This window comes from Bradyrhizobium sp. CSA207 (genome assembly GCF_029051685.1).
In the GTDB taxonomy this organism is placed as follows: Bacteria; Pseudomonadota; Alphaproteobacteria; order Rhizobiales; family Xanthobacteraceae; genus Bradyrhizobium.
The window spans coordinates 79,862-91,693 of record NZ_JAACFT010000021.1 but is presented as its reverse complement, the minus strand read 5'-3'; the positions used below and the strand labels follow the sequence as shown (position 1 = coordinate 91,693).

The 11,832-nt window shown below is 58.2% G+C and carries 7 protein-coding genes; 6 read left to right on the top strand and 1 reads right to left on the bottom strand.

The genetic code is table 11. The features are described from left to right. Window positions 1–588: 588 nt before the first annotated feature. The 6 genes from GWG65_RS23745 (at window position 589) to GWG65_RS23720 (ending at window position 11,129) form a co-directional block, all read left to right on the top strand. Window positions 589–2,184: an AMP-binding protein gene (locus GWG65_RS23745; protein WP_275197993.1), complete on the top strand. Its 1,596-nt coding sequence runs from the start codon at window positions 589–591 to the stop codon at window positions 2,182–2,184. 113 nt (window positions 2,185–2,297) lie between these two features. Further along, on the top strand, window positions 2,298–3,497 hold the full coding sequence (locus tag GWG65_RS23740; RefSeq protein WP_275197992.1) for an ABC transporter substrate-binding protein: 1,200 nt from the start codon (window positions 2,298–2,300) through the stop codon (window positions 3,495–3,497). Between the two features lie 65 nt (window positions 3,498–3,562). Next, the gene (locus GWG65_RS23735) at window positions 3,563–4,663 is read left to right on the top strand and encodes an NADH:flavin oxidoreductase (RefSeq protein ID WP_275197991.1); all 1,101 of its coding nucleotides are present in this window, start codon (window positions 3,563–3,565) and stop codon (window positions 4,661–4,663) included. Window positions 4,664–4,892: 229 nt separating this feature from the next. Continuing rightward, entirely contained in the window at window positions 4,893–6,575 is a 1,683-nt protein-coding gene (locus GWG65_RS23730; protein WP_275197990.1) for a long-chain-fatty-acid--CoA ligase, read from the top strand. Window positions 6,576–7,940: 1,365 nt separating this feature from the next. Beyond that, window positions 7,941–9,140 carry an ABC transporter substrate-binding protein gene (locus tag GWG65_RS23725; RefSeq protein WP_275197989.1) on the top strand — a complete coding sequence of 400 codons (1,200 nt, stop codon included), beginning with the start codon at window positions 7,941–7,943 and terminating at the stop codon, window positions 9,138–9,140. Window positions 9,141–9,326: 186 nt separating this feature from the next. Further along, complete coding sequence (locus GWG65_RS23720; protein WP_275197988.1) at window positions 9,327–11,129, top strand: AMP-binding protein; 1,803 nt, start codon at window positions 9,327–9,329, stop codon at window positions 11,127–11,129. 92 nt (window positions 11,130–11,221) lie between these two features. Here the strand turns inward: GWG65_RS23720 and GWG65_RS23715 are convergent, their stop codons facing one another. Continuing rightward, window positions 11,222–11,734: a helix-turn-helix domain-containing protein gene (locus GWG65_RS23715; protein WP_275197987.1), complete on the bottom strand. Its 513-nt coding sequence runs from the start codon at window positions 11,732–11,734 to the stop codon at window positions 11,222–11,224. Window positions 11,735–11,832 lie beyond the last annotated feature (98 nt).

The window sequence follows — 11,832 nt, the reverse complement described above, 5'->3', positions numbered from 1 at the left end:
AGGCGCGGAACGATTTCATCGAGATCAAGCACGGTACTAGGATTTCGGAGTGGTCTAGAGGCGGCGATCTCATCGGACAACGCTTCCCTCAAGTCTTGTCAGTTCAGCCGCGCCTTGCACGGCCGACAATGGTTGGGCGGCGCTTCCTTCGATCTTGAGCATGCGCTCCATAAAATCGAGAAACGCGCGCAGGCGTCGCGACTCCTTGCGTTTGCGGAAAAATGTCGCCTGACCTGCAGTGACGGACTTTCCCAGTCAGTAAGCACGCGAACCAGTCGTCTGTCCTTACATGGTTCTGACACATGATGTTCGGAAGGATGCCGAGTCCGCTGAGCAATAGCTGTTGCAAATCGGCAAGTTGCGCGTCTCGCGAACTTTAAAGTCGCGTTCCGGAGGCATCTATGCGCCCGCGTCGAGCGAGCACCGCCGTCATGCCTACGGTCGTCGCTTCCGCCCGGTCTTATGCAGTGACTCGCATTGGACTTGACAGTTCTATTTTAGAACTGTTTACTCGCCAGCCGATGAAGGACCAGCCGGTTTGAAGGCGGCCGCGCAGCGCTCCCGAACACAAGGCGCGAGGAGGATGGCATGAGGAGCGCGGACGATATCACCGCGGCCGAGCTGCTGGACGGCCTACCGTCCAGGATACACGAGGTCTACGCGCCGTTCGTGCGGGACATCCCGGATCATCCCGCGTTCGTGGAAGGGGGGCGTTCGTGGAGCTATCGGCAGTTCTCGGAAGCTGTCGACGCCGCGGCGAAGGACCTTTCCAATTTGGAGGTTCGACCCGGTGATCGCGTGATGATTGCGAGCGAGAACAGCGTGGCTTTGGGGGCGATGCTATTCGCGGCGAGCAAGCTCGATGCTTGGGGCGTTGCGGTTAATCCCCGCCTTTCTGCCAGGGAGATCGACCTGATCAGCACCCACAGCGGCGCAAGACGCATGCTGTTCAACGCGGCGCTTTCGAAGGAAGCGGCCGATCACGCCAACCGCGTCGGCGCTAAAATCAGCGCCGTGGGACCATTCGGGGGGATCGGCATTGGCCCTCTCAATACGGATGCGCATGCGGAGCCCGTAGAGAAGGATGGCGCCCGCCAGGTCGCTGGTCTCTTGTACACATCGGGCACGACCGGTGCACCGAAGGGAGTCATGCTGAGCCACCGTAACCTGCTCTTCGCCGCAAAGACTTCGGGAATCCTTCGTCAAAGCGGTCCGGCCGACCGCATCTACGGCGTGTTGCCGATGTCCCACATTGTCGGGTATTCGATCCTGCTGATCGCCACGCTGATGCACGGCAGCACGTTGTATGTTGTGGCCAAGGCTGATCCCGCTGCCCTAGCCCATGCCATCGCCGAGGAGGGGATTACAAGTCTGTTCGGTGTACCCGCGACATACCAGCGCCTGCTCGAACACAAGGCGGTCAAGGGCATCCAACGACTCGAGCGAGGCAAGCTGCGGATCGCGAGCGTCGCCGGCGCGCCGCTCGATCTCGATTTGAAGAAGCGGATCGAGGACGAATTCGGAATCCCGCTATTGAATAATTACGGAATAACCGAGTGTTCGCCGGGCCTATCGGGTGTCCGTTCGGGGCATCCTGTCTCAGACGAGTCCGTCGGCCCGTTTCTCCCCGGTATTGAGCACCGGATCGTGGACAGGCAGGGCAACAAGGTTGCGACCGGCGAAGTGGGCGAGTTGCACGTCCGAGGCCCTAACGTGATGGTTGGCTACTATCGCTCTCCCGAGCAGACGGCCGCGGCGATCGATAACCGCGGATGGTTCAACACGGGGGATCTCGCACGGGTGAACGGCGAGGGCCACCTCTACATCGCTGGCCGAACCAAAGAACTCATCATTCGCTCCGGCTTCAACGTTTACCCTGCCGAGGTGGAGGCGGTGCTGAACGCGCACGATCAAGTCGTCCAATCAGCTGTTGTTGGACGACCGATTGATGGGAACGAGGAGGTCGTCGCGTTCGTGCAGCTTCTCCCCGGCACCAGTATTAGCGCCGAAGACTTGAAGGCGTACACAGCCCAACAGCTCACTTCGTACAAGCGTCCGACTGAATTCATCGTGCTCGACGCTCTGCCTTCAGCCTCCACCGGGAAAATACTCAAACACAAGCTGCGAGAGATGGCGATCGAGCGAACGGCAGGGAAGGCGTCCGATGCCGCAGCCGCAGGCTGACCGATGTACCGCAAGGGCTGGGGCAAAGCGACGCCACGAGTCGGCTGCCGACGCCGCAAGGAAACTCAACGAGTCATGAGCGACGCGACCGTTGCCGCACAGGGGAGATATCGATGCTCAGGAAGACCATACTAGCAGCAGCGATCGGGGTGACGATTGTCGCCGCGCACGCCGGTGCGGAAACGCCCGGCGTCACGAGTGCCGAAGTGAAGGTGGGTGCGACCTTTCCGTTCAGCGGCCCTGCTTCGCCGCTCAGCAATACCGGAAAGGGTTTGATGGCCTACGTCAATTCGATCAACGATCGCGGCGGCATCAACGGGCGAAAGATAAACCTCATCACCTACGATGATGCTTACAGTCCGCCCAAAACGGTAGAACAAACCCGCAAGCTTATCGAAAGTGATGAGGTGGCCTTTCTATTCGGTCCGCTGGGTACGCCTGGCATTGCGGCAACCATAAAGTATGTCAATGCGAAGAAGGTGCCCCATCTTTTCGTGGTCAGCGGCGTCACGAAGTTTACCAACTTCGCTGAGTTTCCGATGACCACGACGGGGCTGCCGAGCTACGACACGGAAGGTCGAATCTACGCAAAGTACGTCACAAAGACCCGCCCGGACGCAAAGATTGCGATCCTGTATCAGAACGACGACCTCGGTAAGGACTTCGTGAATGCGTTCAAGGGGTCGCTGAAGGACGAATTTGACAAAAAGGTTGTCGTATCTTCCTACGAGGTGAGCGAGCCTACTATCGATTCGCACGTCGTCGCGCTGAAATCGTCCGGCGCAGAAGCCTTTCTCGTCGCTGGAACGCCAAAATTCGCAGCGCAGGCGATCAAGAAGGCCGATGAGATTGGTTGGAAGCCCCTGTTCCTGATCAACTTCATTTCGAGCTCCGTCTCTTCGACCATTATTCCAGCAGGACCGGAGAAGGCCGTGGGCATCGTCGCCGCGACAATCACCAAGGATCCGAACGACAAGAAGTGGGACGACGATCCCGGCATCAAATGGTACCGAGAGTATTTCGCCAAATACCTGCCGGGCGCTGACATCGGTGACAACAACTATGTGTTCGGTACGCAGCAAGGACAGATCCTGGAGCAGGTGCTGAAGCAGTGCGGTGACGATCTCTCGCGCGAGAATGTGGTCAAGCAATCGCGGGCCATTCACGGGCTTTCGCTCCCCACTCTCATACCGGGTGTCACGATCAATACGGGCCCCGGAAGCAGTATGGCCTATACGCAGCTGCAGCTGCAGCGCTGGAGCGGTAGCACGTGGGTTCAATTCGGAGAAGTTCTCAGCGCCGACGAGAAGTGAACTTGCCGCTTGGTGCCATGCGGGTGATCTGGGCCCGCAAAGACTAACGAAAGCATGGAGGACCAATGTCCAGCGACGCACTTTTCCGACCTTTCAAGCTGAAAGGGTTGAATTTACCGAACCGCGTTGTGATGGCGCCGATGACGCGTTCGTTCTCTCCCGGCGGAATTCCGACCGAAGACGTCGCACGGTACTACCGCCGCCGTGCCGAGGGAGCGGTCGGTTTCATCATATCGGAGGGGACGGGTGTGGATCGTCCGGCATCCCTGAACGATCCGGACGTTCCTCGCTTTCATGGCGAGAAGGAACTGGCGGGGTGGCGGCGCGTGGTTGACGAGGTGCATGCCTCCGGCGGGCTGATGGCTCCGCAGTTATGGCACGTCGGGGCCGTTCGAACGCGCGCTCAGAATTGGTCTCCTCCCGGCGCCTACGACAGTCCGTCCGGCCTGTCCCGGCCGGAGAAGAAGTTCGGCGAGCCAATGAGCGAAGAGGCCATCGCGGACGCCATTCGTGCTTTCGCGGATGCGGCGCTTGCGGCAAAGCGCTTGGGATTCGATGCCGTCGAATTGCATGGAGCGCATGGCTATCTGATCGATCAGTTTTTCTGGGAGGGTACCAATCGCCGCGAGGATGCCTATGGCGGCAAGGACCTGCCCGGCCGAGCCCGGTTTGCCGCTGATATCGTCCACGCGGTGCGCAAGTCGGTCGGAACGGATTTTCCGATATTGCTCCGGATCAGCCAGTGGAAGCAGCAGGATCTTGATGTGAAGCTGGCCGATACGCCTCGCGCATTGGAGGCCTGGCTCAAACCTCTGGTCGACGCGGGCGTCGACGTTTTGCATTGCTCACAAAGGCGCTTCTGGGAGCCGGAGTTCGATGGCTCGGATTTGAATTTCGCCGGATGGGCGAAGAAAGTCACGGGAGTACCGACGATTTCGGTCGGATCGGTCGGTCTAACGGGCGAATTCATCGCCGCATACAGTGGAGAAAGCTCCCGTCCGGCATCCCTCGACGAGTTGATCCGCCGCCTCGATCGCGAAGAGTTCGATCTCATCGCAGTGGGCAGGGCGCTGCTTCAGGATCCGCAGTGGCTACTGAAGATACGTGACGGCCGGACGGAAGAGCTGATGGCTTTCGAACGGACCGCGTTGACGGAACTGAGCTGAAGCGCGACCCGAGTGTTCGTGGAACGTGGCTCGACAGTGTTCCGCGGTACGTAGGCCGTCCTATGACCGTCATCAGGTGGTGCGCCGACAATCTGATGACTTGGATGCAAGGCGAGCTCCCTCGTGCTGCTCGCCATCAGTTCTCTCCCGGCGGGCTGCATTCGGCCGCCGGGCAAGCAGAGTAAACCGCACAAAGGCCGAAAAGCGGCTTTTCTGCAGGAGGAATATCGTGAACCGTTTTTGGCTACAGCAGTATCCGGATGGGGTACCCGCGGATATCGATGTCCACCAGTATTCCTCGTTAATCGAACTATTCGAGGAAAGCTTTACAGCGTTTGCCGATCGCAAAGCAGCCATCTGTATGGACAAGGCGATCACCTACGAAGAACTTGACGACATGTCAGCCGCGATCGGCGCTTACCTGCAAAGCAGGGGGCTCGCCAGGGGCGCCCGCGTTGCGATCATGATGCCCAACGTTCTGCAAAATCCTGTCGTGCTAACCGCTGGATTACGTGCAGGCTACACGGTCGTGAACGTCAATCCCCTCTACACTGCGCGGGAGCTGGAGCATCAGCTCAAGGACTCCGGCGCGGAGGCCATAATCATTCTGGAGAATTTTGCGACGACCCTAGAAGAGGTACTGCCGCGGACGAGCATCAAACACGTTATCGTCGGCACGATGGGAGATCTGCTTGGTCTCAAGGGCGTTATCGTCAATTTCGTGGTACGTAAGATCAGGAAGATGGTCCCTCCGTATTCGTTACCGGGCGCGATCTCGTTCAACGATGCGCTATCTGCTGGCCGAAAGATGAAGCTGTACAGGCCGAACATTGGGCCAAACGATATCGCGTTCCTCCAGTACACCGGCGGCACCACGGGCGTGTCGAAGGGAGCAATGTTGCTCCACCGCAATATGGTGGCCAATGTGCTTCAAATTGTTGCTTGGACAGATCCGGCCTTGCGTAAGCCGCCACTCGTCGAGCCCTTGCTGACAGTCTGCGCGCTGCCACTCTATCATATCTTCGCGCTCACAGCCTGCTTCCTGCTCTCCGTGCGCCTAGGCGGTACCAACCTTCTGATTGTGAATCCCCGGGATGTTCCGGGCTTCATCAAGGAGCTCCGAAAACACACCATTCACGTTTTCCCGGCCGTCAACACGTTGTTCAATGGTCTTCTGCACCATCCCGACTTCAAGAAGGTGGATTTTTCGGAACTGAAGATTGCACTCGGCGGCGGGATGGCGACTCAAAAGACCGTCGCGGATAAATGGCTTGGTGCGACTGGATGTGTCCTTTCCGAAGGCTACGGCCTGTCTGAGACAGCCCCGACTTTGACGTCGACGCCGTCAGACCTAGCTGAGTTCTCTGGAACGATCGGTTTGCCTCTCCCATCGACCTACATATCGATCCGTGATGATGATGGTAAGGAAGTGCCGATCGGTGAAGCCGGCGAGATTTGCGGGAAAGGGCCGCAGGTGATGGCCGGTTACTGGAACAAGCCCGATGAAACTGCCAAGGTGATGACAAGCGACGGGTTTTTCCGGACAGGCGATATTGGCGTGATGTCGCCGGATGGGTTCACCAGAATCGTGGATCGCAAGAAGGACATAATCATCGTCTCCGGCTTCAACGTTTACCCAAACGAGGTCGAAGAGGTGATTTCCAGTCATCCGGGAGTCCTGGAATGCGCCGCGATCGGCGTCCCCGATGCGAAATCCGCCGAAGTCGTGAAGGTTTTCGTAGTCCGTCTAGATCCGCATTTGACGGCGCAAGACATTGTCAAGTTCGCGGGGAAGCAACTGACGCAGTACAAAGTGCCGAAGCACGTCGAGTTCAGGCCGGAACTCCCGAAGAGTAACGTCGGCAAGATTCTGCGCCGAGAACTGAAGCCCAAAAAGCCGGCATCTGCTTGAATGATGCTTGGCTCTGCGGGTTCGTCATCTGTTTAGAGATACCTAGTCGCCAAGCGGCACCGCTAACGTTGGTGGTCGCACTGCCAAAGTGCTTCGCGTAAGCAATTTGGAGCTTTCTTGCTCCGATTCCGAACTTGGTCTTAGTCAGGTTTGCGATGGTACAGTGCTTAGGGGGCATCGATGAGCAACACCAAAGCCCAATTGAGAGAGTTACGTGAGCTGTCAGCCCCTTGTAATCGGCGGCATCTCTCATTGCGACATCTCCCCCGCAGGGGCTGGTCGGCCGGCAAAGAGCGCGCCGAGATCTATTGGCATGGTGGCGTACCTCAATCGGTTTCAGTCTAACCTGCTCCAGTAGAATGTGATGCCATCGCCCTGGTCGGGCTTTAGCGGCGCGTTGTCATGCCTCGTTGCAGCGCCCGCGGTTGCTGCATATGGCGGCCGTGTGCCCATCCGAGCGCCCGAGATAGGTCCGCGTGGGCCGGCTGCGGGCAGGTGCACAGTAGTATCCTATGCGCCGTGGCGGTCACCGTTGGGTGCTTCTGCGAGGGGACGGTCAGCGCCGTCGGATGGAGATCGGCTTACTTGTCTCGATAAAGTGTCGTCAGTCTCCCCACGTTTTCTGCGTGCGGCGTCGCGCGCTTGCAATCGCATCGGAAACTGTGAAGAGCGATTGCTGCCAGAATGGCCGCTTCTGGCGCAATCGGATGTGAGGCCTCTTCGCTCGGTGAAAAGATGGATCTTCGTACCAGGTGTCATTGCGCCATAGCCCTCGAGCGAATGTTCGAGCACCATACCAGAACTGTTTGGCGCTTCCTGCTGCACCCAACGAGATCGCAACCCGATCTCGAGCATAAGGGTTCGCGCAGGGCATGAAGCCGTATAGGCCCCGCTCGCCGATAAGGAAGACAGGTTCCTGCGCAATTTGGCCAGAAAGACGAAGTCCATGGTCCGTCGGCGGTATCGTCAAGCGGCCCGCGCAGGCCGCCGGGCAGGAAAGCATCATCGCCCATCCGGCCCGGGAAAGCCCCGGATCGAGGAGCCAGTCTAGCAACTTTGGCTCCAGGGGCAGGCCCGATAGATGATAGTGACCACGTGAACCTCAGTTTGAAACCGGCACGGGCTTCGCTCGGTTCGCGAAGCGGTCTCCCACCCCGCGCGCGTTCTGCAAGCTGAGCGCGCGTACCTTGAGGATGAAGGTGAGTGGACCCGATTCCATGGACAAATTGGACTCTTAAGTCCTCGGCTCGTATCCGGGCGATGCTTCCGCCGGACGATCACCTCGAGCTTGACTAGTTCTAAAACGGAACGGTAAGATTGCTGCGGCGACGTACCCTCAGAGGATGCGCGCCGGGAGGATGCGCAATGCTCGTGAAATTGAAGACTGTGGCGGCTCTGGCTTTACTGCTGAGCGGGCCTGCTTTCGCGGCTGACGAGCCCGGAGTTTCAGCGACGGAGATCAAGATCGGCGGTGTCTTTCCCTTCAGCGGACCGGCATCATCTATCGGTCTCGTTGGCAAGGGCGTTATCGCCTATGTTCAGTCGATCAACGATCGGGGCGGCATAAACGGGCGCAAGATCAACTACCTCGCATATGACGACGCCTACAGCCCTCCCAAAGCCGTGGAGCACATTCGCAGACTCGTTGAGAGCGATGAAGTGTCGTTCATGTTCGGCCAGCTCGGCACTCCCGGCATCTCGGCTACGACAAAATACCTGAGGTCGAAAGGCGTGCCTAGCATCGCGATCGTCAGCGGGTCGTCCAAGTTCACCGACGTGGCCAATTACCCGATGACCACGACTGGTCTTGTCAGTTACGACACTGAGGGAAAGATCTACGCCAAATTTCTAGCCAAGACGCTACCAAGCGCCAAGTATGCCATCCTCTATCAGAACGACGATCTAGGCAAAGATTATGTGAGCGCCTTCAAGGCGTTCCTCGGAAAGGATTTTGACCGAAAGGTCGTGACCGCTTCATATGAAGTCACCGAGCCGACGGTCGATTCGCAGGTGGTCAATCTGAGGAGCTCTGGTGCTGACGCTCTTGTGATCGCCGGCACGCCGAAGTTCGCCGCTCAGGCGATACGTCAAGCCTCGGTAATCGGCTGGAAGACAACTGTAATCATCAATTTTCCGTCGGGCTCTGTCGGAGGCACGCTTGCGCCCGCGGGTCTCGACAAATCTGTTGGCGTGATCGTCGGTACCACCAACAAGGATATTCTGGATTCGACATGGAATGATGACCCGGGCATGCAGAGCTACCGGTCCTTCCTGGAAAAGTATTTGCCCGGCGTCGATATCACCAATGGCAGTTATCTGACCGGCTATCAGCAAGGCATCCTGCTCGAGCAGATTCTAAAGCAATGCGGCAACGATCTATCGCGCAAGAACATTCTTGCGCAGGCCAAGAACCTCAGGGATTTTGTCGTACCTACTGTGCTGCCCGGCATCAAGGTCAACACGACCGACACGTTGAACATGATCTGGACACAGATGCGACTACAGCGCTGGACGGGCACAAGTTGGGAAGGCTTCGGGGAAGTGCTGGACGCCAAGTCCGAGTGAAATCACCTGGGCGAAGCGACGAGCGCCGCAGTTCGCCGGTCGATTTCCAACTGCCGGCTGGTCTGGGCCGCAAGCTCGATTGATCCCTCCGCGCTGTCCAGCGGGTAGGTCCAGCAGAGACGGCTAAGAGACAAATCGCGCTTCCCGCGCTTCCCGATCATCACAGCCATTTAGGAGATTGTTTCGATGTCAACCAAGCCACTGACCTTTGCGCCGAGGGAGCTTGCCGTGGAGCGTCGTCCCGACGGCACGCTGATATTGAGCTCGCCCCTTGAGCTTGGGGAGTGCGATTGGCGCATCACGGATTTTCTTCCGAGCTGGGCAAACTCCGTTCCCGACAGGATATTTCTTGCGCAGCGCAATGCCCAGGCGGGTTGGAATGAGATCACCTACAGCGAAGCATGGATGCAGGTTCAGGCGGTCGGCCAAAGCCTGATCGATATGGGTGCTAAGGCCGGTGACAGGCTGGCGATACTTTCAGGAAACTCCATCGAGAACGCCGTGATCTCGTTTGCTGCGATGTCGATGGGGGTAGTCCTGGCGCCGATATCGCCAAACTACACGCTGATGCCCGGAGGCCTGGCCCGCCTCAAGGACATAGCGGACGTGTTACGCCCAAGGTTCGTTTTCGTCCAGAGCGGACGCGAGTTTTCGGCGGGGCGCTCGATTCCCGAACTCGCAGCCGCCACCTGGATCAGTGTCGATGAGGCGCCGGACACAGTGCCGTTCAAGGCGCTGACGTCTCGATCCGGCAACGAAGGTTTTGCGGATGCTTCACGGGCAGTTTCTTGCGATTCCGTCACAAAGATTCTCTTCACATCCGGGTCGACAGGTTTTCCCAAGGGCGTGCTGAACACCCACCGCATGATGGCCACCTCGTTGCAAATGGGGAGTCTGCTCGTGTCTCCTCCGGACGCGCCGGTGCAGGTTGAGTGGCTGCCTTGGCACCATACAATGGGCAGTAACGTGATCCTTCACAGCATTCTCAAGAATGGCGGGACTCTCTACATCGACGATGGCCGGCCGCTTCCTCAGCTCTTCCACAAGACGGTCGCGAATCTCAAGGAGATTTCGCCAACCGCCATGTTCAACGTACCTGCCGGCTACAATCTCCTATGTGACGCAATCGAAAACGACGTCGATCTTGGCGCCAGTGTATTCAGGCGAATCGACAGGTTGAGTTATGCCGGGGCTGCAATATCGCAGGACACGCTTGAGAAACTCTATCGGTTTACATCCTCGATCACCGGGCGGCGAATTCCCGTCATGTCGGGCTACGGCACTACCGAAACGGCCCCGACTATCAGTGTGACCCATTGGGCGACGGACCAGCCGGGAGAGATCGGTCTTCCGGCGCCGGGTCTTAAGCTAAAGCTCGTTCCTGTTTCCGACACCTACGAAGCGAGGGTCAAGGGACCCAACGTTACGCCGGGTTACCTCGGAAGGCCGGATGTGACGGAACGGGCCTTCGATGAAGAAGGCTTCTATCGGATCGGCGATACGGTATCGTTTCTGGATGCTCAGAAACCGGAGCTTGGATTGCGCTTTACCGGCAGAATTTCCGAGAACTTCAAGCTCGCGAACGGCACCTGGGTGTCGAGTGGGAATATGCGCGCGGCGATCTTGGCAGCCACACGTGGAGTGCTGTTGGATATTGTCGTTTCGGGAGAAAACCGTGAATCGTGTGCGCTGCTCTGCTGGTTGAACCCTACCGGGGCGGCGCGGATTTCGAACGCGCCAGGGGCGGATATGATCCGCGACTCGCTCGTAATCCAATTTCTGAGGGACTGTTTAAGAGAATACAATGAAACCGTTGGAAGCAGCGAAAGGATCCGCTCGTTCTCCTTGCTGAAGGATCCGCCTTCATTGGCCGCAGGAGAAATCACCGACAAGGCCTATGTAAATCAGCGTGCTGTGCTGAGACATCGCTCCGAACAGGTCGGACGTCTCTATCGTGAAGAAGCAAGTCAAGATGTCGTCCGAGTCTAAGGGCGTTCATCATTTTGGCCCATGCCGCCATTGCGTGTCCGATAACGGCGGCAGCCATCGCTGCAACGAGGCCTCATGCACGCGTGCCCGCCTTAGGCGGCTTCGCGGCTCTTTTTTGCTTTCCGAGCTTCTAAGCCCCTCGTCGCTAGGCTCCCTTGGGCACCGGGTCCAGGGTGGGTGTGAACCTCCTTGGCTAAAAGCGGCTCACCGCATTCGGAGCACACCATTACCGGATCGAAGTTCTTGCCACATTTGCGGTGCTCATGGAGCAGCGGCCGCCCGCGTGTGTCGACCATATGCGTGTCACCCCAGTGCACGATCGCCATCATGATGGGATAGAGATCGAGCCCTTTTTGAGTGAGAATGTATTCATGCCGTTTGGGCGACTCCTGATACGGAATGCGACGCAGCACGCCTTGCCGGACCAGTTTCTTCAACCGTTCCGCGAGCAGATGGCGAGTGATCCCAAGCGCGGACTGAAATCCCTCAAAGCGGCGCGTGCGCAGAAAGCATTCGCGCAGGATCAGTAGGGTCCAACGGTCGCCGATAACCCCGATCGTTCGGGCCATTGAACACGGCTCTTCTTCAAGGGCATCCCATCGCATTCCCATTCTCCAATCAATCCACGACCTGAGCATCTCGATTCGTCCAGGGGAACTCAGGTTCTGTCATTCTAGATAGGTACTCAGCTCCAAACAATCCC

What these genes read in the sequence shown, in the direction of transcription:
- GWG65_RS23745 (WP_275197993.1), top strand. Translation starts at nt 589, where the DNA reads ATGAGGAGCGCGGACGATATCACCGCGGCCGAGCTGCTGGACGGCCTA.
- GWG65_RS23740 (WP_275197992.1), top strand. Translation starts at nt 2,298, where the DNA reads ATGCTCAGGAAGACCATACTAGCAGCAGCGATCGGGGTGACGATTGTC.
- GWG65_RS23735 (WP_275197991.1), top strand. Translation starts at nt 3,563, where the DNA reads ATGTCCAGCGACGCACTTTTCCGACCTTTCAAGCTGAAAGGGTTGAAT.
- GWG65_RS23725 (WP_275197989.1), top strand. Translation starts at nt 7,941, where the DNA reads ATGCTCGTGAAATTGAAGACTGTGGCGGCTCTGGCTTTACTGCTGAGC.
- GWG65_RS23720 (WP_275197988.1), top strand. Translation starts at nt 9,327, where the DNA reads ATGTCAACCAAGCCACTGACCTTTGCGCCGAGGGAGCTTGCCGTGGAG.
- GWG65_RS23715 (WP_275197987.1), bottom strand. Translation starts at nt 11,734, where the DNA reads ATGCGATGGGATGCCCTTGAAGAAGAGCCGTGTTCAATGGCCCGAACG.